The sequence below is a fragment of the Solwaraspora sp. WMMD937 genome (genome assembly GCF_029581175.1).
Classification (GTDB): domain Bacteria; phylum Actinomycetota; class Actinomycetes; order Mycobacteriales; family Micromonosporaceae; genus Micromonospora_E.
In genome coordinates this window covers 5333421-5356886 of sequence record NZ_CP120738.1, presented here as the reverse complement: position 1 = coordinate 5356886, position 23466 = coordinate 5333421, and the positions used below count along the sequence as shown (strand labels likewise).

The 23466-nt window shown below is 71.7% G+C and carries 24 protein-coding genes; 19 read left to right on the top strand and 5 right to left on the bottom strand.

The features are described from left to right. The first annotated feature begins 127 nt into the window (after positions 1-127). The 11 genes from O7621_RS23640 to O7621_RS23590 all read left to right on the top strand — a co-directional run bounded on the left by O7621_RS23640 (position 128) and on the right by O7621_RS23590 (position 13043). Positions 128-625: a Rieske (2Fe-2S) protein gene (locus O7621_RS23640; protein ID WP_282231280.1), complete on the top strand. Its 498-nt coding sequence runs from the start codon at positions 128-130 to the stop codon at positions 623-625. A 105-nt stretch (positions 626-730) separates the two neighbouring features. Beyond that, entirely contained in the window at positions 731-2698 is a 1968-nt protein-coding gene (gene uvrC / locus O7621_RS23635; RefSeq protein WP_282231279.1) for an excinuclease ABC subunit UvrC, read from the top strand. Positions 2699-2839: 141 nt separating this feature from the next. Continuing rightward, complete coding sequence (rapZ, locus tag O7621_RS23630; protein WP_282234705.1) at positions 2840-3739, top strand: RNase adapter RapZ; 900 nt, start codon at positions 2840-2842, stop codon at positions 3737-3739. Next, the gene (gene yvcK, locus O7621_RS23625; RefSeq protein WP_282231278.1) at positions 3736-4722 is read left to right on the top strand and encodes a uridine diphosphate-N-acetylglucosamine-binding protein YvcK; all 987 of its coding nucleotides are present in this window, start codon (positions 3736-3738) and stop codon (positions 4720-4722) included. The genes rapZ and yvcK overlap by 4 nt, the downstream gene beginning before the upstream one ends. 53 nt (positions 4723-4775) lie before the next feature. Then, entirely contained in the window at positions 4776-5756 is a 981-nt protein-coding gene (whiA, locus tag O7621_RS23620) for a DNA-binding protein WhiA (RefSeq protein ID WP_123602428.1), read from the top strand. A 261-nt stretch (positions 5757-6017) separates the two neighbouring features. Beyond that, positions 6018-7022, top strand: a complete 1005-nt coding sequence (gene gap / locus O7621_RS23615; RefSeq protein WP_282231277.1) for a type I glyceraldehyde-3-phosphate dehydrogenase — start codon at positions 6018-6020, stop codon at positions 7020-7022. Further along, on the top strand, positions 7019-8224 hold the full coding sequence (locus O7621_RS23610) for a phosphoglycerate kinase (RefSeq protein ID WP_282231276.1): 1206 nt from the start codon (positions 7019-7021) through the stop codon (positions 8222-8224). Before gap ends, O7621_RS23610 begins: the two co-directional genes overlap by 4 nt. Positions 8225-8259: 35 nt before the next feature. After that, a complete protein-coding gene (tpiA, locus tag O7621_RS23605) occupies positions 8260-9024 on the top strand; it encodes a triose-phosphate isomerase (protein WP_282234704.1) in 765 nt (254 codons plus the stop codon). 199 nt (positions 9025-9223) lie between these two features. Then, positions 9224-10819, top strand: a complete 1596-nt coding sequence (locus O7621_RS23600) for a radical SAM protein (protein WP_282231275.1) — start codon at positions 9224-9226, stop codon at positions 10817-10819. A gap of 71 nt (positions 10820-10890) precedes the next feature. Then, entirely contained in the window at positions 10891-11679 is a 789-nt protein-coding gene (locus O7621_RS23595) for a methyltransferase domain-containing protein (RefSeq protein WP_282231274.1), read from the top strand. Continuing rightward, positions 11676-13043 (top strand): FAD-dependent oxidoreductase, encoded by a 1368-nt coding sequence (locus O7621_RS23590; protein ID WP_282231273.1) that lies wholly within the window; start codon positions 11676-11678, stop codon positions 13041-13043. Before O7621_RS23595 ends, O7621_RS23590 begins: the two co-directional genes overlap by 4 nt. Here the strand turns inward: O7621_RS23590 and O7621_RS23585 are convergent. Next, positions 12994-14604, bottom strand: coding sequence for an NAD(P)/FAD-dependent oxidoreductase (locus O7621_RS23585; RefSeq protein ID WP_282231272.1), 1611 nt, complete (start codon positions 14602-14604; stop codon positions 12994-12996). The two genes, O7621_RS23590 and O7621_RS23585, sit on opposite strands and share 50 nt — an antisense overlap. Then, positions 14601-15176 carry a vitamin K epoxide reductase family protein gene (locus tag O7621_RS23580; protein WP_282231271.1) on the bottom strand — a complete coding sequence of 192 codons (576 nt, stop codon included), beginning with the start codon at positions 15174-15176 and terminating at the stop codon, positions 14601-14603. The genes O7621_RS23585 and O7621_RS23580 overlap by 4 nt, the downstream gene beginning before the upstream one ends. Positions 15177-15360: 184 nt before the next feature. Here O7621_RS23580 and secG point away from each other — a divergent pair, with 184 nt between their 5' ends. Next, the gene (gene secG / locus O7621_RS23575; RefSeq protein ID WP_278169949.1) at positions 15361-15621 is read left to right on the top strand and encodes a preprotein translocase subunit SecG; all 261 of its coding nucleotides are present in this window, start codon (positions 15361-15363) and stop codon (positions 15619-15621) included. Positions 15622-15761: 140 nt separating this feature from the next. Beyond that, positions 15762-16106 carry an RNA polymerase-binding protein RbpA gene (locus O7621_RS23570; RefSeq protein ID WP_282231270.1) on the top strand — a complete coding sequence of 115 codons (345 nt, stop codon included), beginning with the start codon at positions 15762-15764 and terminating at the stop codon, positions 16104-16106. Positions 16107-16113: 7 nt separating this feature from the next. On the opposite strand, the gene O7621_RS23565 is transcribed toward O7621_RS23570, so the two are convergent. Together O7621_RS23565 and O7621_RS23560 are read right to left on the bottom strand one after the other, a co-directional pair. Beyond that, positions 16114-16293: a hypothetical protein gene (locus O7621_RS23565; protein ID WP_282231269.1), complete on the bottom strand. Its 180-nt coding sequence runs from the start codon at positions 16291-16293 to the stop codon at positions 16114-16116. Between the two features lie 78 nt (positions 16294-16371). Then, a complete protein-coding gene (locus O7621_RS23560; RefSeq protein WP_282231268.1) occupies positions 16372-16716 on the bottom strand; it encodes a hypothetical protein in 345 nt (114 codons plus the stop codon). 121 nt (positions 16717-16837) lie between these two features. On the opposite strand from O7621_RS23560, the gene O7621_RS23555 reads away from it, so the two are divergent. Genes O7621_RS23555 through O7621_RS23545 form a run of 3 tightly spaced genes read left to right on the top strand, consistent with a single transcriptional unit; the run spans position 16838 to position 18911 of the window. Then, entirely contained in the window at positions 16838-17734 is an 897-nt protein-coding gene (locus O7621_RS23555) for a helix-turn-helix transcriptional regulator (protein WP_282231267.1), read from the top strand. Then, complete coding sequence (locus tag O7621_RS23550; RefSeq protein ID WP_282231266.1) at positions 17731-17928, top strand: DUF397 domain-containing protein; 198 nt, start codon at positions 17731-17733, stop codon at positions 17926-17928. Before O7621_RS23555 ends, O7621_RS23550 begins: the two co-directional genes overlap by 4 nt. 14 nt (positions 17929-17942) lie before the next feature. After that, positions 17943-18911, top strand: coding sequence for an aminoglycoside phosphotransferase family protein (locus tag O7621_RS23545; protein ID WP_282231265.1), 969 nt, complete (start codon positions 17943-17945; stop codon positions 18909-18911). 31 nt (positions 18912-18942) lie between these two features. Here O7621_RS23545 and O7621_RS23540 read toward each other — a convergent pair whose 3' ends face one another. Continuing rightward, complete coding sequence (locus O7621_RS23540) at positions 18943-19863, bottom strand: aminoglycoside phosphotransferase family protein (protein ID WP_282231264.1); 921 nt, start codon at positions 19861-19863, stop codon at positions 18943-18945. 205 nt (positions 19864-20068) lie between these two features. Here O7621_RS23540 and O7621_RS23535 point away from each other — a divergent pair, with 205 nt between their 5' ends. From O7621_RS23535 to O7621_RS23525, 3 genes are all read left to right on the top strand, one after another. Further along, positions 20069-20239 (top strand): hypothetical protein, encoded by a 171-nt coding sequence (locus tag O7621_RS23535; RefSeq protein WP_282231263.1) that lies wholly within the window; start codon positions 20069-20071, stop codon positions 20237-20239. A 420-nt stretch (positions 20240-20659) separates the two neighbouring features. Continuing rightward, positions 20660-21949: an IS701 family transposase gene (locus tag O7621_RS23530; RefSeq protein WP_282230471.1), complete on the top strand. Its 1290-nt coding sequence runs from the start codon at positions 20660-20662 to the stop codon at positions 21947-21949. A 219-nt stretch (positions 21950-22168) separates the two neighbouring features. Beyond that, positions 22169-23458 carry an IS701 family transposase gene (locus O7621_RS23525; protein WP_282230471.1) on the top strand — a complete coding sequence of 430 codons (1290 nt, stop codon included), beginning with the start codon at positions 22169-22171 and terminating at the stop codon, positions 23456-23458. The last annotated feature ends 8 nt before the right edge of the window (positions 23459-23466 follow it).

Here is a 23466-nt window from a genome sequence, read left to right as displayed (position 1 = left end):
GCGTCTACGGCTGCGCATGGATCATGGTCCTACCGTCATACCGGGATGAACCGTTCGTGACGCCTCGCCGTTTCTACTGGCGTGGCCATGGACGACCAGCCGTGGCAACTGACAGGAGGCAAGCTGAATGACTGAGCACCAGACGACGACCGACACCGGTCCGACCAGCCGCCGGGCGCTGCTGATCGGCGCAAGCGGAGTCGGAGCGACCGTGGCGCTCGCCGCCTGCGGCACCGGTACCGACGACAGCCTGGGCGACGGTGCCAACGCACCGGTCGACGCGGGCCAGTCCGCCGGCACGGACAGCGGTACGGACGACAGCGGCGACACCGGAACCGGCGGTGACGGGCTCACCACCAGCCAGGTGCCGGTCGGCAGCGGTATCATCCTCGCCGCCCAGGGCGTCGTGGTCACCCAGCCCGCTGAGGGCGAGTTCAAGGCGTTCAGCAATGTCTGCACCCACCAGGGCTGCCCGGTGGCCAACCTCGACGGTGGCACCATCAACTGCACCTGCCACTTCAGCAGCTTCTCCATCTCCGACGGCTCGGTGCTCTCCGGCCCGGCGTCGGCGCCGCTGGAGGAGAAGACCGTCACCGTCGACGGCGAGACCATCTCGGTGGCCTGACGGGTCCGGTCGTCCGCGTCCGCCGGGTGCGTGCCGCCCACGCGGACGCGGACGACCGGACGCGGACGACCGGAGCTGTCACAGCCCTGGACTACGCTGACGGCGATGCCAGATCCGTCCAGCTACCGCCCAGCCCCCGGCACCATCCCGGACTCGCCGGGGGTCTACCGGTTCCGTGATCCCACCGGGCGGGTCATCTACGTCGGCAAGGCCAAGAGCCTGCGCAGCCGGCTCAACTCCTACTTCGGCGACCTGTGGCAGCTGCACCAGCGCACCCAGCAGATGGTCACCACCGCCGCGTCGGTCGACTGGGTGACCGTCGGCAGCGAGGTCGAGGCGCTGCAGCTGGAGTACCTCTGGATCAAGGAGTACGACCCCCGGTTCAACGTCCGCTACCGGGACGACAAGTCCTACCCGTACCTGGCGGTGACGCTGGACGAGGAGTTTCCCCGGCTGCAGGTGATGCGCGGGGCGAAACGCAAAGGGGTGCGTTACTTCGGGCCGTACTCGCACGCCTGGGCGATCCGCGAGACCCTTGACCTGCTGCTGCGGGTCTTCCCGGCGCGGACCTGCTCGGCCGGGGTGTTCCGGCAGGCCGGCCAGGTCGGGCGGCCGTGTCTGCTCGGCGACATCGGCAAGTGCTCGGCGCCGTGCGTCGGCCGGGTCGACCCCGCCGGGCACCGGGCGATCGTCGACGAGTTCTGCGACTTCATGGCCGGGCGCACCGACACCATGGTGCGCCGGTTGGAGCGGGACATGCACGACGCCGCCGAGGCGTTGGAGTTCGAACGGGCCGCCCGGCTGCGTGACGACGTTGCGGCGCTGCGCAAGGCGATGGAGAAGCAGACCGTCGTGCTCGGTGACGGCACCGACGCCGACGTGGTCGCCTTCGCCGAGGACCCGCTCGAAGCGGCGGTGCAGGTATTCCACGTCCGCGGCGGCCGGGTACGCGGTCAGCGCGGCTGGGTGGTGGAGAAGGTCGAGCAGCTGACCACCGCCGATCTGGTGCACCACTTCTGCACCCAGGTGTACGGCCCCGAGCAGGGTGAAACCGACGTGCCCCGGGAGCTGCTGGTGCCCGAGCTGCCGGCTGACGCACCGGCGCTCGCCGACTGGCTGACCGCCCGCCGGGGCAGCCGGGTGACGCTGCGGGTGCCGCAACGCGGCGACAAACGCGCCCTGATGGAGACCGTGGCCCGCAACGCCGGCGAGGCGTTGACCCGGCACAAGCTGCGCCGGGCCAGTGACCTGACCACCCGCAGCCAGGCGTTGGAGGAGATCGCCGAGGCGCTCGGGCTGGCAACCGCGCCGCTGCGCATCGAGTGTTTCGACGTGTCGCAGATCCAGGGCACCGACGTGGTCGCCAGCCTGGTGGTGTTCGAGGACGGGCTGCCCCGCAAGGCCGAGTACCGTCGGTTCGCGGTCCGCGGCGCGACCGACGACCTGTCCGCGATGAGCGAGGTGCTGCGCAGACGCTTTGCCCGCCACCGCCAGCCCTCCGACGAACCGCCGCCGCAGGCGTCGGTGCCTGCTGACGACGTGCCGGCGCCGCCGGCCGTGGGGCAGCCGCCGCCGGGTGTCGACCCGCAGACCGGGCGGCCGCGCCGGTTCGCGTACCCGCCGCAGTTGGTCGTGGTCGACGGCGGCGCGCCGCAGGTGCAGGCCGCCGCGACGGTGCTGGCCGAGCTCGGCGTCGACGACGTTGCGCTGTGCGGGCTGGCCAAGCGGCTGGAGGAGGTGTGGCTGCCCGGCGACGACTACCCGGTGATTCTGCCGCGCACCTCCGAAGGGCTCTACCTGCTGCAACGCATCCGCGACGAGGCGCACCGGTTCGCGATCACCTACCACCGGCAGCGCCGGTCGAAGCGGATGACCGCCTCCGGGCTGGACCAGGTGCCCGGGCTCGGCGAGACCCGGCGCAAGGCGCTGCTGCGGCACTTCGGCTCGGTCCGGCGGATCGCCTCGGCGACCGTCGACGAGATCACCGAGGTGCCCGGCATCGGCCGGCGGACCGCGGAGACGATCGTCGCTGCGCTCGCCGGGTCGCCGGATGGCGGCGCTGATCGCACCTAGAATCCCATCTGTGGTGCCGACCTGCGCGCACCTGGCGCGCCGAGTACCCGAGGCAGGAGGACCGTGAGGCAGAACAGCCTGAACCCGGCCGACGACACACCGGCCAGCGTCGCGGCGGTCGACGACCTGGCCAGCAGCGCCGTGCACGACGGCGAACCGGCCGGCAGCGCCGCCGACCAGAACGAGGCCCGGCTGGTCGTGGTGACCGGGGTGTCCGGGGGCGGACGCAGCACGGTGGCCCGGGCTCTGGAGAACGTCGGCTACTACGTGGTGGACAATTTGCCGCAGGCGCTGCTGCTCGACATGGCCGAGCTGGCGATGCGGGCCGGTGGGGCGGCCCGGCGTACCGCGATGGTGCTGGACGTGCGCAGCCGTGCCTTCTCCACCGACCTGGTCGGCGCGATCCGCGCGCTCAAGGAGCGCGGCTACCAGCCCCGGGTGGTCTTCGTCGACGCCGCCGCCGACGTGCTGATCCGCCGGTTCGAAAGTGTCCGGCGCTCGCATCCGCTGCAGGGTGACGGTCGGCTGGCGGACGGCATCGCCGCCGAGCGGGAGCTGCTCGCCGAGGCCCGCGACCAGGCCGATGTGATCATCGACACCAGCCATCTGAACGAGAACCAGCTCCGGCGCCGGGTCGAGGAGCTGTTCGGCGGCGAGGACGCCCGCCGGCTGCGGATCACCGTGCTGTCGTTCGGCTTCAAGTACGGGCTGCCGCCGGACGCCGATTTCGTGATCGACGCGCGGTTCCTGCCCAACCCGTACTGGGTGCCGGACCTGCGCGAGTACACCGGCCGGGAGGCGTCGGTCAGCGGGTACGTGCTCAGCCAGGAAGGCGCCGATGACTTCGTCCGCAACTACGCCGAGCTGGTCAACGCCACCACCGCCGGGTTCGAGCGGGAGGGCAAGCGCTATCTGACCGTGGCGGTCGGCTGCACCGGCGGCAAGCACCGCAGCGTGGCGATCGCCGAGGAGCTCGCCGTACGGCTGCGTCAGGCCCGGCTGTCGGTCAACGCCCAGCACCGTGACCTGGGGCGCGAGTGAGCGTACTGCGGGTGGTGGCCTTCGGCGGCGGGCACGGGCTGGCCGCCTCGCTGCGTGGCCTGCGTCACGCCGGTGCCGAGCTGGCGCTGGACCTCACCGCAGTGGTCACGGTCGGTGACGACGGTGGTTCGAGTGGCCGGCTGCGGGCCGACCGGGGCGCGCTGCCCCCCGGCGATCTGCGTCAGGCGCTCGCCGCGCTGGCCGGGCCGGCGCCGGCCGACCAGTTGACCGCCGAGTTGTTCCAGCACCGGTTCGTGCCGGTGCCGGGGGAGGCGCCGGCGACCGACCGACCCGATCCGCTCACCGGGCACGCGGTCGGCAACCTGGTGCTCTGCGGGCTGATGGAGCTGCTCGGTGACCCGGTCGCCGCTCTCGACCACGTCGGCCGGCTGCTCGGCGCGACCGGCCGGGTGCTGCCGATGTCCTGCGAGCCGGTGTCGATTGAAGCCGACGTTCGCGGCGGCGACCCGCAGCGACCGACCGATGTGGTCACCGTCCGGGGCCAGCACGCGGTGGCGGTCACCCGGGGCCGGGTCGAGTCGGTACGGCTGCAGCCGAAAGCACCTGCCGCCTGCCGGCCGGTGCTGGCGGCGGTGCGCGACGCCGACTGGTTGATTTTCGGTCCCGGCAGCTGGTACACCAGCGTCATCCCGCATCTGCTGGTGCCGGACCTGGCCGCCGCAATCGTGGCCAGCCCGGCCCGGCGGCTGGTCACGCTGAACCTGGCGGCGGAGAAGGAGACCCTCGGGCTGTCGGTCGCCGACCACCTCGCCGCCCTCAGCTGGTACCTGCCGCAGCTGCAGGTCGACACGGTGCTCGCCGACGGTACGGCGGTCGGCGATCCCGAGCCGGCGGCCCGTGCGGCAGAATCGCTGGGTGCGCGTTTGACGCTCGCCCCGTTGGCGGTCGCCGACGGCAGCCCCCGGCACGATCCGGTCGCGTTGGGTGCCGCCCTGGTGCCTGTCCTGGGGTCCGCTCGTTAAGCACGTACGTATCGGTACCCGCCGTCTAACCGGCCCCCGTGAGGTGAATGACTATGGCGATGACCGCTGCCGTCAAGGACGAGCTGAGCCGGGTCGACGTGCCCAAGCCGTGCTGCCGTCGGGCCGAGATGGCCGCGTTGCTGCGCTTCTCCGGCGGGCTGCACATCGTCGCCGGCCGGGTCGTCGTCGAAGCCGAACTGGACACCAACGCGGTCGCCCGGCGGCTGCGCCGGGAGGTGGCCGACGTCTACGGCTACTCGAGTGAGATTCACGTGCTGAGCCCGAGCGGGCTGCGCAAGGGCAACCACTTCATTATCCGGGTGGTCAAGGACGGCGAGGCGTTGGCCCGGCAGACCGGGCTGCTGGACGTTCGAGGGCGGCCGGTGCGTGGCCTGCCGCCGCACCTGGTGTCGGCGAATGTCTGCTGCGCCGTGTCGGCCTGGCGGGGCGCGTTCATGTCGCACGGGTCGTTGACCGAGCCGGGCCGGTCCAGTGCGTTGGAGATCACCTGCCCGGGGCCGGAGTCGGCGCTGGCGCTGGTCGGTGCCGCCCGGCGGCTGGGGATCGCCGCCAAGGCACGCGAGGTGCGCGGCGTCGACCGGGTGGTGGTCAAGGACGGTGACGCGATCGCCGCGCTGCTCACCCGGATCGGCGCGCACTCCAGCGTGCTGACCTGGGAGGAGCGGCGGGTACGCCGGGAGGTGCGGGCCACCGCGAACCGGCTGGCCAACTTCGACGACGCCAACCTGCGCCGCTCGGCCCGCGCGGCGGTGGCCGCCGCAGCCCGGGTGACCCGGGCGTTGGAGATCCTCGCCGACGACGCCCCACGGCACCTGACGTCGGCGGGCCGGCTGCGGCTGGAGCACCGCCAGGCGTCGCTGGAGGAGCTGGGTGCGCTGGCCGACCCGCCACTGACCAAGGACGCGATCGCCGGGCGGATCCGCCGGCTGTTGGCGCTGGCCGACAAGCGGGCCCGTGATCTCGGCATTCCGGACACCGAGGACGCGGTGACGGCGGAGATGCTCGTCGGGTGAACACCAGTTGTGAACCAGGGTGACCGGACGCCCCGGCGCAACACGGCACGGGCTTCTCGGATAGGGTCGCAGTGTACGGCGACGGGGCCGGCACCCGGCTCTCCCGCCGCGACCACCGCCTCGGGTGTCCCGCCCGAGCCACGTACGGCTGCGGCGTGACCAGCCGGATCATCTGATCGGCGCCCGGCCCGCCACGCGGTCGGCGCACACCAATCCGTCCGGCTCCGGCCCGGACGGGCGAGAAGCAAGGAGATGGGACCTGTGACCATCCGGGTTGGCATCAACGGCTTCGGCCGTATCGGCCGTAACTTCACGCGGGCGGTGCTCGCCTCCGGCGCGGACATCCAGATCGTCGCCTTCAACGACCTGGGCGACACCGCGACCACCGCGCACCTGCTCAAGTACGACAGCATCCTGGGCCGGCTGCCGCACGAGGTGAAGGCCAGCGGCGACGAGATCACCGTCGGCGGGCAGACCATCAAGGCGCTCGCCGAGCGCGACCCGGCCAAGCTGCCGTGGGGCGAGCTCGGCGCCGACGTGGTGATCGAGTCGACCGGCTTCTTCACCGACGCCACCAAGGCCAAGGCGCACGTCGACGGCGGCGCCAAGAAGGTGATCATCTCGGCCCCGGCCAAGAACGAGGACGTCACCGTCGTGCTCGGCGTCAACGACGGCCAGTACGACCCGGCCAAGCACACGATCATCTCGAACGCCTCCTGCACCACCAACTGCCTCGCCCCGATGGCCAAGGTGCTGCAGGACACGTTCGGGATCGAGCGCGGCCTGATGACCACCATCCACGCGTACACCCAGGACCAGAACCTGCAGGACGGCCCGCACTCCGACCTGCGCCGGGCCCGCGCCGCCGCGCTGAACATCGTGCCGACCTCGACCGGCGCCGCCAAGGCGATCGGCCTGGTGCTGCCGGAGCTCAAGGGCAAGCTGGACGGCTACGCGCTGCGGGTGCCGATCCCGACCGGCTCGGCCACCGACCTGACCGTCACCGTCGGCCGCGAGACCACCGTCGAAGAGGTCAACGCCGCGGTCAAGGCCGCCGCGCAGGGCCCGCTGGCCGGCATCCTCACCTACACCGAGGACCCGATCGTGTCGGCCGACATCGTCACCGACCCGGCGTCGTGCATCTTCGATGCCGGCCTGACCAAGGTGATCGGCGACCAGGTCAAGGTCGTCGGCTGGTACGACAACGAGTGGGGCTACTCCAACCGCCTGGTGGACCTGGTCAAGCTGGTGGGCGCGTCCCTGTGAGCCAGGTAACCACTCTCGACGACCTTCTCGCCGAGGGTGTGTCGGGTCGGCGCGTGCTGCTGCGCGCCGACCTGAACGTCCCGTTCGAGAAGGACAACCCGGGGGTCATCGCCGACGACGGCCGGATCCGGGCGGTGCTGCCCACCCTGACCGCGCTGCGTGACGCCGGCGCGGCCGTGGTGGTCTGCTCCCACCTGGGCCGGCCCAAGGGCGCTCCGGACCCGAAGTACACCCTGGCCCCGGTCGCCGCCCGGCTCGGCGAACTGCTCGGCACGCCGGTCGCGTTCGCCACCGACACCGTCGGTACCTCGGCGCAGGCCACCGTCGCCGGCCTGACCGGCGGCCAGGTCGCACTGCTGGAGAACCTGCGGTTCAACCCGGGGGAGACCAGCAAGGACGCCGACGAGCGGGGTGCCTTCGCCGACCAGCTGGCGGCGTTCGCCGACGCGTACGTCGACGACGCGTTCGGCGCCGTGCACCGCAAGCACGCCAGCGTGTACGACGTACCGGCGCGGCTGCCGCACGTCGCCGGCAAGCTGGTGCACCGTGAGGTCGAGGTGCTCGGCAAGCTGACCGGCGCACCGGAGCGGCCGTACGTGGTGGTGCTCGGCGGGTCGAAGGTCTCCGACAAGCTCGCCGTCATCGAGGCGCTGCTGCCGACCGTCGACAAGCTGCTGGTCGGCGGCGGCATGTGTTTCACCTTCCTCAAGGCCCAGGGCCACGAGGTCGGCAAGTCGCTGCTGGAGGCCGAGATGGTCGACACCTGCCGCGACCTGCTGGAGCGGGGTGCCGGCAAGATCGTGCTGCCGGTGGACGTGGTGGCCGCCACCGCGTTCGCCGCCGACGCCGACCACGACGTGGTCGACGCCGCCGCGATCCCGGCCGACCGGCTCGGCCTGGACATCGGCCCGCGCAGCGTCGCCGCGTTCGCCGAGGCCCTCGCCGGGGCCCGGACGGTGTTCTGGAACGGCCCGATGGGCGTGTTCGAGCTGGCGCCGTTCGCCGCCGGCACCCGGGGCGTCGCCGAGGCGATCACCAAGGTCGACGGCTTCACCGTCGTCGGCGGCGGCGACTCGGCGGCCGCGGTGCGCACCCTCGGCCTCGACGAGTCCGCCTTCGGGCACATCTCGACCGGCGGGGGCGCCTCGCTGGAGTACCTGGAGGGCAAGACCCTGCCCGGCATCGCCGCCCTGGAGAAGTGAGAGCAGTGCCTGAGACCGTTGCCCGCCGGCCGCTGATGGCCGGCAACTGGAAGATGAACCTCAACCACCTGGAAGCCATCGCGCTGGTCCAGAAGCTGGCGTTCAGCCTGAACGAGCAGCAGCTGACCGACGTCGAGGTGGCGGTGCTGCCGCCGTTCACCGCGCTGCGCAGCGTGCAGACGCTGATCGACGGCGACAAGCTGGCCATCGGCTACGGTGCGCAGGACCTGTCGCCGCACGCCTCCGGTGCCTACACCGGTGACATCTCCGGGGCGATGCTGGCGAAGCTGGGCTGCCAGTACGTCACCGTCGGCCACTCCGAGCGGCGGGCGTACCACAACGAGGACGACGCGGTGGTCAAGGCCAAGGTGGCCGCCGCGCTGGCCAACGGGATCACCCCGATCCTGTGCGTCGGTGAGGGCCTGGACGTGCGGGAGGCCGGCGGCCACGTCGCGCACTGCCGTGACCAGGTCGACGCCGCCATGGCCGGGCTGACCGCCGAGCAGGTGGTCAAGGTCGTCATCGCGTACGAGCCGGTCTGGGCGATCGGCACCGGCAAGACCGCCACCCCGGCCGACGCGCAGGAGGTGTGCGGCGCGGTCCGGGCCCGGCTGGCCGAGTCGTACGACCAGGCGACCGCCGACCAGACCCGGATCCTCTACGGCGGCTCGGTCAAGGCGGCGAACATCGCCGCGATCATGGCCGAGGTCGACGTCGACGGCGCGTTGATCGGCGGCGCCAGCCTGGACGCCGACGAGTTCGCCCAGATCGCCCGCTTCCCGGAGCACGTCAAGCGCTGACCGGTCGACACCGTCAAGGTCGACCGCACCCACACATACCGTCGCGGGCCCCGATGCCGCAGAGACATGATCATGTCTCTGCGGCATCGGGCTGTCACTGGTAGCCGGCTACGGCCGACGGCATCGGGTGCTTGCCGGGCCACGGTCGGTGATGGTGGACTGGTCGCCCTGGGGTTCCACCGCGCCGCCGAGGAGCTGGATGACCGCCAAACAGGATCGCGACGAAATCTTCATCGAGTTCACCAAGTCGATCTGCCCGGTGTGCAAGGTCGTCGTCGACGCCCAGGTCAACATCCGCGGCGACAAGGTCTACCTGCGGAAACGCTGCCGGGAGCACGGGCAGTTCGAGGCGCTGGTCTACGGCGACGCGCAGATGTACCTCGACTCGGCCCGGTTCAACAAGCCCGGCACGATCCCGCTGGCGTTCCAGACCGACGTGGTCGACGGCTGCCCCAGCGACTGCGGGCTCTGCCCCGAGCACAAACAGCATGCCTGCCTCGGCATCATCGAGGTCAACACCGGCTGCAACCTGGACTGCCCGATCTGCTTCGCCGACTCCGGCCACCAACCCGACGGCTACGCGATCACCCTCGACCAGTGCGAACGGATGCTCGACACGTTCGTCGCCGCCGAAGGCGAACCCGAGGTGGTGATGTTCTCCGGCGGGGAACCCACCATCCACAAGCAGATCCTGGAGTTCGTCGACGCCGCCCAGGCCCGCCCGATCAAGGCGGTGAACCTCAACACCAACGGCATCCGGCTCGCCTCCGACAAGCGGTTCGTCGCCGAACTCGGCCGGCGGCACAGCCCGGACCGGGCGATCAACATCTACCTGCAGTTCGACGGCTTCGACGAGCGTACCCACCAGGCGATCCGCGGCCGCGACCTGCGCGAGGTCAAGCGGCGGGCGCTGGACAACTGCGCCGAGGCCGGGCTGACCGTCACCCTGGTCGCCGCCGTCGAACGCGGGCTCAACGACCACGAACTCGGCGCGATCATCGAGTACGGGCTGGCGCACCCCGCCGTACGGTCGGTGTCGTTCCAGCCGGTCACCCACGCCGGACGGCACGTCGAGTTCGACCCGTTGCACCGGCTGACCAACTCCGACATCATCCACGGCATCGTGGCGCAGCGTCCCGACTGGTTCACCGCGTCGGACTTTTTTCCGGTGCCGTGCTGCTTCCCGACCTGCCGGTCCATCACCTACCTGCTGAGCGAGGGCACCCCTGGCGAGCCCGGCTTCGGGGTGGTGCCGATCCCACGGCTGCTCAACGTCGCCGACTACCTCGACTACGTCGCCAACCGGGTGCTGCCGGACCTGGCGATCCGCGAGGCGTTGGAGAAGCTGTGGTCGGCGTCGGCGTTCATGGGCACCGGGACCACCAGCGAGCAGTTGGCGGCCGCCGCGACGGCGCTGGACTGCGCCGACGCCTGCGGGATCAACCTGCCGGCGGCGATCGCCGACATCACCAACCGGGCCTTCATGATCGTCATCCAGGACTTCCAGGACCCGTACACGCTCAACGTCAAACAGCTGATGAAATGCTGCGTCGAGGAGATCACCCCGGACGGACGGATGATTCCGTTCTGCGCGTACAACTCGGTCGGTTACCGGGAACAGGTCCGCGAGCAGCTGTCCGGTGTGGCGGTGGCCGACGTGGTGCCCAACGCGTTGCCGCTGCAGCCGGTGCTCACCGATTCACCGTACGGATCGAAGGTGGCCCGGCCCGGTGGACGCACCGGCACCGGCCGAATCGCCCCGGACACCACCAACGTCGGCCGGCGGGTCCGGTGACCGGCCGGGCCTCGCCGGTGGACGGTCCCACTGTCTCCGCCGACGCGGAGACTGACACGGAGACCGGCGCGATGACCGACGCGAAGGCGTGCTGCGCCGCCGCGTACGGCTCCGACGTCGTCGCGTTGCTGCTCGGCGAGTCGTACCACCCGGGCGGTCTGGCGTTGACCCGGCGGCTCGCCGACCGGCTCGCGTTGCGTCCCGGCACGGCCGTGCTCGACGTGGCCAGCGGGCGCGGCGCCACCGCGTTGCTGCTGGCCCAGTCGTACAAGGCTGACGTCACCGGCGTCGACCTGTCGGCGGCCAACGTCTCCGCCGCGACGCAGGCGGCTGCCGCGACCGGGACGGCCGGTGCCCGGGGATCGGTGCGGTTCCAGCTCGGCGACGCCGAGCGGCTGCCGGTGCCGGACGCGGCGTTCGACGCGGTGGTCTGCGAATGCGCCTTCTGCACGTTCCCCGACAAGGCCACCGCCGCCGCGGAGTTCGCCCGGGTGCTGCGGCCGGGCGGGCGGCTCGGCCTCACCGACGTCACCGTCGACCAGGCCCGGCTGCCGGCCGAACTCGCCGGGCTCGGCGGCTGGATCGCCTGCGTCGCCGACGCCCGCCCGCTGGCCGAGTACGCCGACCTGCTGGCCGCCGCCGGGCTGCGGGTGACGTACACGCAACGCCACGACGCCGCGGTCGCCGCCATGCTGGAGCAGATCGAGGCCCGGCTGACGCTGGTCCGGATGACCGCCCGCGACCGGGCCGAGGCGGCCGGGCTGGACTTCACCCGGGCCCCGGCGGTGCTGGCCGCCGCCCGCGCGGCGATCGCCGAGCAGATCATCGGGTACGGCCTGCTGGTGGCGGACAGACCGTGACCGGCGGACACGACCTGGTGGTGATCGGCGGTGGGGCCGCCGGTCTCGGTGCGGCCCGCGCCGCCGCCGGAGCCGGCGCCCGGGTGCTGCTGGTCACCGACGGACCGCCCGGCGGCGACTGCACGTTCACCGGCTGTGTCCCGTCGAAGACGCTGATCGAGGCGGCCGCCCGAGGGCTGGCGTTCGACGACACCGTACGACGGATGCGGGCGGTCGTCGAGGAGATCGCCGCCACCGAGGACGACGCCGCACTGCACGCCGAGGGCATCGAGGTCCGCCGGGGTCGGGCCCGGTTCGTCGCGCCGGGCCGGATCGACGTCGACGGCACTGTGCTGACCGCCCGCCGCTACGTCGTCGCCACCGGGGCCGCCCCGGCGGTCCCGTCGGTGCCCGGGCTGGCCGACGTCCCGTACCTGACCACCGAGACGGTCTTCGACCTCGCCGCGGCACCCGGGTCGCTGATCGTGTTCGGCGGCGGCCCGGTCGGCTGCGAACTCGCCCAGGCGTACGCCCGGTTCGGCACCCGGGTAACCATCGTCGAGGTCGCTGACCGGCTGCTGCCCGGCCACGAGCCGGCGGTCTCGGCGGTGATCGCCGACGTGTTCGCCCGCGAAGGGATCACGCTGTGCCTCGGTGCGCAGGTCGTCGAAGCGGGCACCACCGTCGGCGGCGTGGCGCTGCGGCTGGCCGGCGGCAACCAGGTCCATGGCGACCGGCTGCTGGTCGCGGCCGGCCGACGACCGACCACCGACGGGCTCGACCCGCCGGCCGCCGGGATCGCCGTCGACGACCGGGGGTACGTGGTCACCGACGCCCACCTCGCTACGACCGCACCCGGCGGGTACGCCGCCGGCGACGTCACCGGCCGGATGCCGTTCAGCCACGCCGCGTTCGCCATGGGGCGGATCGCCGCCGGCAACGCGCTGTCGCGTCGGCGGCAGCGCTACGACCCGTCCGCCACGCCGTGGGTGGTCTTCACCGACCCGGAGGTGGCCCGGGTCGGGCTGACCGAGGCGCAGGCGGTCGACCGGGGCGGCCGGGTGGCGTACCTGCCGATGACGGAGATGGACCGGGCGGTGACCGCCGACGCCACCGACGGGTTCGTCACCCTGGTCGCCGGGCCGCGCCGGCTGCTGGGCAATCTCGGCGGTGGCCGGATCCTCGGGGCGACCGTCGTTGCCGGCCGGGCCGGCGAGATGATCCACGAACCGGCGCTGGCGATGGCCACCGGCATGTTCGCCGGTCGCCTCGCCCAGGCCACCCACGCCTACCCCACCTGGTCGTACGGGATCCAGTTGGCCGCCGCCCAGTTCGTCACGGCCATCGGCGGCCGGCGGGCCCGTCCCGCGCGGGCGGCCGGGTGATCAGCGCGTATGCCGCGTCGCGGCCGGGCAGGCCGGCGATGCCGCCGACCGGTGCGGTGCCCGCCCCGGACACCACCAGCCCGGGCAGCGGGGTGCGGTGGCCGGCCAGGTCAGGGGTCGGGCGCAGCATCGCCAGCTGGTCCAGGCTGATGTCCAGATGCATCGGGTGCGCGCCGGGCCAGCGCAGTTGCCGGGCCATGTCGGCCGGGGTGTGCGTCACCCGGTCGACGACACTGGCGGCGAACCCGGGTGCCCGGGCCTCGACGGCGGCGACCATCCGGTCGGCGAACTCCTCCCGGGCGGCGTCCCAACCGCCCCGCACCTGGTACGGGGCGCAGGGGCAGGCCAGGTAGACGGTGTGCCGGCCGGGCGGGGCGAGGCTGTCGTCCAGCGCGGTCGGCGTGAACGCGTACGTCGGCACCGGGTCGTCCGGCAGGTGACCGGCTTCGGCCTGGGCGAACCCGGCGGACAGCGAGTCGAGGCTGTCCACGTACGACTGCAATCCGTTCCAGTCGCCGGGCCGGGCCTGCGGGTAGCCGGGCAACCCGGTGGTGGCCAGCAGCACCAGGCTCTGTACGGCGTTGCCGCGCCCGGCGGCCCGCAGCCGGTCGGCAACCGGGCCGGTCAGCGGCGGATCCAGCAGATCGAGCAGTGCGCTGCGTGGGTCGATGGCGGTGAGGACGGCGTCGGCGGTGATCCGCGTACCGTCGGCCAACTCGACCCCGGTGACCCGGTCGGTGCCGGGCCCGGTGCGCCGGATCCGGGCCACCGGCGCGTTCACCCGCCAACTGCCGCCGTAGCTGGCCAGCCGGGTGGCGAGCGCGTCGGTCAACGCCTGCGACCCGCCGACCGGATGCCACTGCCCGACCTGGTGGTAGAACGCCTGCCACAACGCGAAGGTGGCCCCGCCGACCTGCTGCGGTGACGCGGAGGCGTGCGCTGCGAACGCCGCCACTGGTGCCCGGACCAGCTCGGTGTCGAACCGTTCCCGCAGCACCCGCCCGTACGGTGCCAGCAGGGTCCGGGCCAGCCCGATCAGCCCGCCGTTGCGGGCCACCGCCCGGCCACCTGCCGCGACCAGGCCCGGCATCCGCCGCAGCCGCTGCGTCACGCCGGTGCCCGGGTCCAGCATGGTCCGCATCGCGGTGACGACCGGCCATGCCTGGCGCATCCAGGCCGCGTACCGCCGCGCGGCCCGCCGGTCGACCTCGGCGATCGACGCGACGGTGGCCTCGACGCTGCGGTGGAACCGGACGATCGTGCCGTCGCGGAACGCCGCGATGGAGAACGGGTCCATCTCGCGGTAGACCAGCCCGGCGTCCCGCAGCCGTAGGTCCTCGACGATGCCGGTGGCGTTGATGATGTTGTGCGCGGCGGAGTGGGTGTTGAAGCGGTGGCCCGGCAGCAGTTCCTCGGTTCGGGCGCCGCCGCCCAGCTTGTCGGACTGCTCCAGCACCTGCGTCTGCCAGCCGCTACGGGCCAGGTAGCAGGCGGCGACCAGGCCGTTGTGCCCGCCGCCGACCACCACGACCCGGCAGGTACGCCGCTGCCGGGCCGTCATGCCGGGCGACCGCGAAGGTTGCGCCACGCCCGGGTGGCTTCCGGCACGGTGAGCGCCGCCGCTGCGGTCGTGGTGGCGGCGGCCAGGGTGCACCAGCCGCAGATCCGGCGGTGCCGGCTGAGCTGCTCGGCGAACAGCCAGGCCCCGGCGGCCGCGTCACCGGCCGCCTTGCCAGCAGCGAGTAGCGGCCGCCACGGTTGGCGGGTCGCCCGGTCGGCGTCGCCCGTCCCGATCAGGGCGAGGGTGACGCCGGCGTTGGCCAGCGCGAGCGCGGTGTCCGGGGTGTGTCCGGCGGCGTACGCTTCGCCGCTGGCGTCCACCCGGTCGGCGTCCAGCCAGGGCAGCGCCGGCTCCGGCAGGTGCCGTACCAGGCCGTACTGGTAGGTGGCGACCGCCGCGTAGGCGCCGACCGCCAGCAGGGTCAGCCCGGCCGACCACCGCCGTCGCCGCAGCGTCGGCGTGTCGGTCAGGCGCAGGTCGTCGCTGATTCTTTCGGCTGCCCGGTCTGACGTCCGGCCGATGCCAGTGGGTCGGCCCCGGATCCGCTCGGCGGGCTGTCCCTGTCGTCTCATCCGGTCGGCTACCCTTCTCGCGGCGGACCACACGGGTGGGTGGCTGCGGAGACGGTCGGAGCCGGTCGGCATGGATCGAGCCGGCCCGCTATCCTGGGGTGGCCCGGGTGTCGGCCCACTCGGGCTTGTCCGGTTCGCCCCGCTTCGCGAGCCGGCGACCGTGATGAGAGGACTGACCACTGCCATGCCGATCGAGTTCGCCTACGTATTGATCGTCTTGCTGGTGATCACGAGCGTCATGCTCACCATGCTGATCCTGCTGCACAAGGGCAAGGGCGGCGGCATGTCCAGCATGTTCGGCGGTGGCGTGAGCACCAGCCTGGCCGGATCCTCGGTGGCCGAGAAGAACCTCGACCGCTACACCGTGCTGACCGGCATCGTGTGGTTCGCCTGCATCGTCGGCCTCGGCCTGTGGCTGAAGGTCGCGATGAGTGCGGGTGTGTGATCCGTCGCATTTCGTCGTAAGATTTCGCGCGGCCCGTTGATGCGGGCCGCGCATTCTTTTAGGTACGCCCGCTTCACCGGCGTCGCACCACCGCCTTGTGCCGGTGGTGACACCCCCTCCCCGACGACAGGAGCGACAACATGGCGAGTGCCAACACGATTCGGGGCAGCCGGGTCGGTGCCAGCCCGGCCCGGCCCACCGAGCGGGCCGAACCCGCACCCCGCCAGCAGACGACCTACTGGTGCGCCAACGCCCACGCGGTGGAGATCAGCCTTGCCGTGGACGCAGCGGCCCCGGAGACCTGGGAGTGCCCGCGCTGTGGGCTGCCCGCCGGGCAGGACCGGCACAATCCGCCGGCCCGGCCACGGACCGAGCCGTTCAAGTCGCACTTGGCGTACGTCAAGGAGCGTCGCAGCGACGCCGACGCCGAGGCGATCCTCGCCGAGGCGCTCGCGGCGGTCCGCGCCCGACGCGGCGAGGCCTGACCGGCGCCTAACCCCACTCCCGACGCACCGGAGGCTGACCCGGCTCATCATGCCCGGGATCGGCATCGACCGCGCCGAACATGTCCTCCGGTGCCACCCGGGCCGGTAGCTCGCCGAACCTGGCGCGCCGCAGCCGATCGAATTCGTCGTCCGCCGACGGCGCTGTCCGCTCCCGATCCTCGTCCATGGCGAATCCCTTCGTCGGACTCCAGTATCCCGCTGAGTCCGTCAGGCAGAGGGTCGCGTCGCCACTGCAGCGTGGGGGTCAGCCGGCGGCGGGCACCAGCACGGTGGTGCCGGACCAGCTGATGTTCTCGTTGCGGATGTGGTGCCACGGTTCGCCGTCCTCGTCGAGGCCGGTCAGTTCGGCGAGGTAGTGGCCGAAGCCGTACCCGCCGGCCCGCAGGGTGGCGACGGCCCACGGGTGAAGCTGGTCGGCGACGCGCTCCGGGTGGCGCTGGTCGAACGGGACCTCGATGACGCCGAGCAGGTCGTAGCGTTCGTCCGCGCCGCCGGGGTCGACCACCCGGCACAGCGAGAATCCGTACCGTTCACGCTGCTCACCGTCCACCCACGCCAGTTGTCCGGCCACTGTGTCCTCCATGATCATTGTTTGGATGCTGCGGTGAACGAAGCATCGCGCTGAAACGCGCTTATATCAACCCCTTGTGTTGTTCATGATCACCTGGTGTGATGTCGTGGTCACCATTCAATCGCGAGGGAGGCCACCGATGGCACGCGCACCGAGGACCCGCAAGGCACCCGCCAACCCCGCCATGTCGCCCACCGTGCAGGCCATGGAGCTCGGCATCCGACTGCGCGAACGCCGCGAGGAGCTGGGCATGACCGCCGTCGGCGTCGGCCGCAGCAGCGGCATCACCCAGGCGTACGTCTCCGGAGTGGAGATCGGCAAGGTCAAACTCCCCGCCGACCGGCTCGCCCAGCTCGTCAAGATCTACGAGATCGACGACCAGGAAGCCGCCGAGCTGGAGGCGCTGCGGATCGGCGCGATGGCCCGCGCCTGGTGGCACACATACAAGCAGCTCTTCCAGGCCGAGTTCCTGCGCTTCCTCGGCTACGAGGCCGGTGCCGACCACGTCCGCACCTACCAGAGCGAGCTGATCGACGGCCTGTTGCAGACCGAGGCGTACGCCCGCGCGATCCTGCGCGGCGGCAACACCTACGTCCGGCTCACCGAGACCGAACAGCGCATCGAGGTACGGATGGCCCGGCAGCGCCGACTCGCCGAGGACCCACCGCTGCGGATCACCGCGATCGTCGGCGAAGGCGCGATCCGCCAGCAGGTCGGCGGCCCGACGGTGATGCGCGCCCAGCTCGACCACCTGGCCGACCTGATGACCCGCCACCCTGAGCAGATCCAGATTCGGATCATGCCGTTCTCGGCCGGCGCGTACCCGGCGCTCGGTGCGCCCTTCGTGATCCTGTCGTTTCCGTCGACCCGGGTGCCGGACCTGGTCTGGCAGGAGGTGCTCACCTCCAGCGACATCATCGACCAGTCCACCCGGGTCGCCGACTACACGATCACCTTCGGTGAGACGCTGGAGCGGGCGTTAAGCTTCGACGAGTCCCTCGCCCTGATCCGCCAGGTGGCCCAGGAGATGACATGACCGAGCACACCCCCATCCGTGACTGGTTCAAATCCTCGCGCAGCGCGAGCAACGCCGCCTGTGTCGAGGTCCGCCTCAGCGCCGACACCATCGGCGTACGCGACTCCAAGGACCGTAGCGGCCCGGCGCTCGCGTTCGACCCGGCTGCCTGGACCGGCTTCCTCACCACCCTCAAGGCCGCCGACCCCAGCTGACCGGGCACGCGCAGGTGACCGCCAGTGGATCGGGCATCGAGGTCCCGGCGGAGCTGGCCGCATCCCACGCCACCTACTTCGGTGAGGCCGGGCGGGCCTGGATCGCGGCGCTGCCGCAGCTGACCACGGCCATCATGGACCGCTGGGGACTGCGCCACGACGGGCCGCCGAGCTGCGGGGCGATCGCCCTGGTGCTGCCCGTCGTGCAGGCCGACGGGTCACCAGCGATGCTGAAGGCGCAGCCGATCGACGAGGAGACCGTCGGCGAGCCGGCGGCGCTGCGGGCCTGGGGCGGCGACGGCGCGGTACGCCTCCTGCGGCACGACGCGAGCTCCGGCACGATGCTGCTGGAACGACTCGACGCCGACCGTACGCTGGCAGTCGTCCCCGATGATCTGGCCGCGCTGCGGATCCTCAGCCAGCTGCTCGCCCGGCTGACCTCGGTGGCCGCGCCGCCCGACGTACGCCGCCTGGCCGACATGGCCGCTGGGATGATCGACCGGGTGCCGCAGGCGCTGGTACGGCTACCCGCCGCCGACCATCCGCTGCTCCGGCGGTGCGCGGCGGCTGTCGAGGAGTTGCTGCCGGAGGCCGGTGACCGGCTTCTGCACTGGGATCTGCACTACGACAACGTCCTCGCGTCCCGGCCCGACTCGTTCGGGGTCGACCCGATCGCGTCCGACGATCGGGAGCCATGGCTGGCGATCGACCCGAAACCACTCGCCGGTGACCCCTGCTTCGAGCTGCTTCCCGCGCTGCACAACCGCTGGGACGACGTGGTCGCCACCGGCGACGTGCCGCGTGCGGTCCGGATGCGCTTCGACCTGATGACCGAGGTGCTGGGCCTCGACCGGCAACGGGCGGTCGGTTGGACGCTTGGTCGCGTACTGCAGAACCTGCTCTGGGAGTCCGGAGCCGGTGCCACGGCATGGCACAGCGCGCCGGACCGCGCCATCGCGCACGCCCTGCTGCGCGAGGGTTGACCGGAGTGTTTCGCCGGCGGCGACTCGCCGATCAGTCGATCGTGGCGATGAGACGTCGCAGCGCGGCGTGGGCCGGTGGACCCCAGGTCGGCTTGCCGCCGGGGCGACCGTGGACCCCGGCGTCGCCGATCAGGATGCCGCCGAGGGCTCGGGCCATCGCCCAGCCACGGGCCCTGCGCATGGTGGCGGCGTCCAGGCTCGGCTGGTACGCCGCGTAGAAGTGGTCGATCGTGTCGTCCGGGAGCAGGATCCAGCCGGCGGCGAGATCGTACGCCGGGTCGCCCACGCAGAGGTCGCCGAAGTCGATGACGCCGCAGATGGTGCCGTCGGCGGTGAGGACGTTGGCCGGATGCAGGTCGGCGTGCAGCCACAGCGCCGGACCTGACCATCCGGGTGCGGTGACCGCATCCTGCCAGACAGCCTGGACGGCCTCCGGATCGTCGACCAGCCCGCGTGCGGTGACCTCGGCGAGCCCGCGAGTGAACTGGTCGGTGTGGTCGGTCAGCGGCCCGCCCCGGCCGCTGCCGCTGCCGGTGGGTGCGCTGCCGGGATCGGGCCGGTGCAGCGCGGTCAGGAACGCCGCAAGGGATTCAGCTGCCGCGTGGGCTCGCATGACCGGGGCGCGGTCGGCGGGGGCACCCGGGACCCAGGTGGTGACGAGCCATGGCCGAGGGAACCGTGCGGACGGCTCGCCGAGCCACTGCGGTACGGGGACCGGCAACGGCAGGTGCGGCGCCAGCGTAGGCAGCCAGGCGTACTCCTTGACCAGCAGCGCGTCCGCCGACCCGGTCGCCCAGGGCAGCCGGACGGCGAGATCGTCACCGAGGCGCCACATCTGGTTGTCCCAACCGCGCGCGGCCAGCCGGACCGGCCGGTCGGCGAGGTCGGGATACTGGTCGCGGAGCAGACCCCGGACCAGCTCCGCAGTGATCTCGACCTCGACATGGGCCACGCGGAGTCACAGTAGTCCGCGAAGGCCTGCAAACTCGTCGGCAGCGGAAGGCTCACGTTAGCGGCGGCCGGTCGATGACCTCGACGAACCTGATCGGATCACTGACGACATCGAGGACGAGCATTCCTGACCGGTATGGGCTCAGACCGACGTTTCAGTGACCTGGGCCGTAGTTGCCGACCGGCGGTGGCTGCCTGTAGAAGCTATGGCAGAACTGGTCACCACAGTCGCATGGCTGGAGGATCTGCAGGTCCACGACTTGAGCCGCCAGGCCGTCCTCGCCGATCTCGCGCAGCGCTACCGCAAGCTCGGCGGCGAGGTCCGGCCACCTGCTGGTGAGGAGCGGAAGTCCAGATGTCATTGCCGACGGCTGTAGCCAGGGCGTGATCATCAGGCCGGGTAACGGTGTCAGCCCGGCACGACCTGGAGTCGGTTGACTGATTGGATGGGGGTTCCCGCCTCGGCTCCGGCCAGTGCGTTGCCTCGTGGCTGTAGGCGACGGGTGCTGGATGACGCAACAGCGCGTAACCGGTCGTCCGGAGCAATGGCCGTCGGCGATACAGTTTTGGACATGGATGAATGCGGTGAGTCGGGACTAGTACGGCAGCCGCCATTAGGGCTGTGACCAGGTAGGACGCGTTGGCAGGGTGGTGCGACGTAGACGCAGCCGCCTGTTGATCATGTGTTTGTGAGGACAACAAGATCGAAGGCGGCTGCTGCTGCCAGGGTAGCGGCCGCCCGCGCTGAGCGCGCACGGGCCGAACTGTTGGAGCGAACGCGGTCCTGTTTCGTCCAGGTGCGGACGTGGCTGCACGCGGGCCGGTACGTGTCGGCGCTGGTCAGCAGGATGCCGAAACGCAACGGGTGGACCATCGCCGAGCATGTCGGGGATGCCACGCCGGACCGGACTCAGCGGTTGTTGAACCGGGCGGTGTGGGACGCCGAGGGTGTGGCGAGCCAGGTGCGGCGGTACGCGGCGGCCGGGTTGGACACGGCGGCCGGCCGGCGGCGTGGGTTGGTGGTGGGGGCGCTGGACGAGACCGGGCAGCCGAAGCAGGGCACCGGGACGGCCGGGGTGAAACGGCAGTACATGGGATGCGCCGGTCGGGTCGCCAACGGCATCAACACGGTCCACCTGGCCTATGTGCGGGAACGGACCGGGCACGCCCTGGTCGCCGCCCGGCAGTGGATCCCCGCCGAGCAGATCACCGACCCGGACACCGCCGCGCGGACGGGGCTGCCGACGGACACGCAGTTCCGCACGAAGGGCCAACTCGCGATCGACCTGTGCACCCACGCGTACGCCGACGGCTTGACCTTCGACGTGATCTGCGGTGACGAGGTGTACGGCGGCTGTACCGAACTGAGGGAGTTCCTCGAACAACGTGGGCAGGCGTACGTGCTGCGGGTCGCCTCCACGTTCATGATCCAGATGCCGTCCGGTGACAGGCTGGCCTGCACGCAAGCCGTCACGGGACTCGCCGGCAGGCGCGGTCGTGGCTGGCAGGTCCGCTCGGCCGGTGCCGGGTCGAAGGGACACCGCTGGTACGCGTGGGCGTGGATCGCCACCGCCTCACCCCGCCACCATCTCCTCGTGCGTCGTCACCTGGCCACCGGTGAACTGGCGTTTCACTACTGCTTCGTGCCCGAGGGGCAGCCGGTGGTCGTGTCGCGGCTGGTCCGCGCCGCCGGCCTGCGGTGGCCGGTCGAGGAATGCTTCGAGTTCGGCAAGGACCACTTCGGCCTGGACCAGTGCCAGGCCCGCCTGCACGGGGCGATCGCCCGGCACACCGTGCTGGTCATGGCCGCCCTCGCCGTCTGCGCGGTCACCGCCGCGCGGCTACGCCACCGCACCGACAGCCAGGCACCCCCACCGACCACACCCGACCAGCCGCCACCGACCGAGCCCGGACTGATCCCACTGACCGTGCCCGAGATAGGACGGCTTCTCGCTGACGCCCTCCACCACCCACAACCACCCGACCACGCCCTCAACTGGCTGACCTGGCGACGACGCCACCAGGCCCGAGCCCGCTGGTTCCACCAACGCACCCGACTCAACCGCGAATACGCCCTGGTCAACTAGCAAATGGCGGCTGCCGTACTAGTACGGCAGCCGCCATTAGGGCTGTGACCAGGTAGGACGCGTTGGCAGGGTGGTGCGACGTAGACGCAGCCGCCTGTTGATCATGTGTTTGTGAGGACAACAAGATCGAAGGCGGCTGCTGCTGCCAGGGTAGCGGCCGCCCGCGCTGAGCGCGCACGGGCCGAACTGTTGGAGCGAACGCGGTCCTGTTTCGTCCAGGTGCGGACGTGGCTGCACGCGGGCCGGTACGTGTCGGCGCTGGTCAGCAGGATGCCGAAACGCAACGGGTGGACCATCGCCGAGCATGTCGGGGATGCCACGCCGGACCGGACTCAGCGGTTGTTGAACCGGGCGGTGTGGGACGCCGAGGGTGTGGCGAGCCAGGTGCGGCGGTACGCGGCGGCCGGGTTGGACACGGCGGCCGGCCGGCGGCGTGGGTTGGTGGTGGGGGCGCTGGACGAGACCGGGCAGCCGAAGCAGGGCACCGGGACGGCCGGGGTGAAACGGCAGTACATGGGATGCGCCGGTCGGGTCGCCAACGGCATCAACACGGTCCACCTGGCCTATGTGCGGGAACGGACCGGGCACGCCCTGGTCGCCGCCCGGCAGTGGATCCCCGCCGAGCAGATCACCGACCCGGACACCGCCGCGCGGACGGGGCTGCCGACGGACACGCAGTTCCGCACGAAGGGCCAACTCGCGATCGACCTGTGCACCCACGCGTACGCCGACGGCTTGACCTTCGACGTGATCTGCGGTGACGAGGTGTACGGCGGCTGTACCGAACTGAGGGAGTTCCTCGAACAACGTGGGCAGGCGTACGTGCTGCGGGTCGCCTCCACGTTCATGATCCAGATGCCGTCCGGTGACAGGCTGGCCTGCACGCAAGCCGTCACGGGACTCGCCGGCAGGCGCGGTCGTGGCTGGCAGGTCCGCTCGGCCGGTGCCGGGTCGAAGGGACACCGCTGGTACGCGTGGGCGTGGATCGCCACCGCCTCACCCCGCCACCATCTCCTCGTGCGTCGTCACCTGGCCACCGGTGAACTGGCGTTTCACTACTGCTTCGTGCCCGAGGGGCAGCCGGTGGTCGTGTCGCGGCTGGTCCGCGCCGCCGGCCTGCGGTGGCCGGTCGAGGAATGCTTCGAGTTCGGCAAGGACCACTTCGGCCTGGACCAGTGCCAGGCCCGCCTGCACGGGGCGATCGCCCGGCACACCGTGCTGGTCATGGCCGCCCTCGCCGTCTGCGCGGTCACCGCCGCGCGGCTACGCCACCGCACCGACAGCCAGGCACCCCCACCGACCACACCCGACCAGCCGCCACCGACCGAGCCCGGACTGATCCCACTGACCGTGCCCGAGATAGGACGGCTTCTCGCTGACGCCCTCCACCACCCACAACCACCCGACCACGCCCTCAACTGGCTGACCTGGCGACGACGCCACCAGGCCCGAGCCCGCTGGTTCCACCAACGCACCCGACTCAACCGCGAATACGCCCTGGTCAACTAGCAAATGGC

Bases quoted from the DNA above. Each gene is read 5' to 3' on its own strand.
- tpiA (WP_282234704.1), top strand. From the start codon at position 8,260: ATGGCCGGCAACTGGAAGATGAACCTCAACCACCTGGAAGCCATCGCG.
- O7621_RS23565 (WP_282231269.1), bottom strand. From the start codon at position 16,293: ATGGACGAGGATCGGGAGCGGACAGCGCCGTCGGCGGACGACGAATTC.
- O7621_RS23555 (WP_282231267.1), top strand. From the start codon at position 16,838: ATGGCACGCGCACCGAGGACCCGCAAGGCACCCGCCAACCCCGCCATG.
- O7621_RS23560 (WP_282231268.1), bottom strand. From the start codon at position 16,716: ATGATCATGGAGGACACAGTGGCCGGACAACTGGCGTGGGTGGACGGT.
- O7621_RS23535 (WP_282231263.1), top strand. From the start codon at position 20,069: ATGGCAGAACTGGTCACCACAGTCGCATGGCTGGAGGATCTGCAGGTC.
- O7621_RS23550 (WP_282231266.1), top strand. From the start codon at position 17,731: ATGACCGAGCACACCCCCATCCGTGACTGGTTCAAATCCTCGCGCAGC.
- whiA (WP_123602428.1), top strand. From the start codon at position 4,776: ATGGCGATGACCGCTGCCGTCAAGGACGAGCTGAGCCGGGTCGACGTG.
- secG (WP_278169949.1), top strand. From the start codon at position 15,361: ATGCCGATCGAGTTCGCCTACGTATTGATCGTCTTGCTGGTGATCACG.
- O7621_RS23585 (WP_282231272.1), bottom strand. From the start codon at position 14,604: ATGACGGCCCGGCAGCGGCGTACCTGCCGGGTCGTGGTGGTCGGCGGC.
- O7621_RS23595 (WP_282231274.1), top strand. From the start codon at position 10,891: ATGACCGACGCGAAGGCGTGCTGCGCCGCCGCGTACGGCTCCGACGTC.
- O7621_RS23640 (WP_282231280.1), top strand. From the start codon at position 128: ATGACTGAGCACCAGACGACGACCGACACCGGTCCGACCAGCCGCCGG.
- uvrC (WP_282231279.1), top strand. From the start codon at position 731: ATGCCAGATCCGTCCAGCTACCGCCCAGCCCCCGGCACCATCCCGGAC.
- O7621_RS23570 (WP_282231270.1), top strand. From the start codon at position 15,762: ATGGCGAGTGCCAACACGATTCGGGGCAGCCGGGTCGGTGCCAGCCCG.
- O7621_RS23600 (WP_282231275.1), top strand. From the start codon at position 9,224: ATGACCGCCAAACAGGATCGCGACGAAATCTTCATCGAGTTCACCAAG.
- O7621_RS23580 (WP_282231271.1), bottom strand. From the start codon at position 15,176: ATGAGACGACAGGGACAGCCCGCCGAGCGGATCCGGGGCCGACCCACT.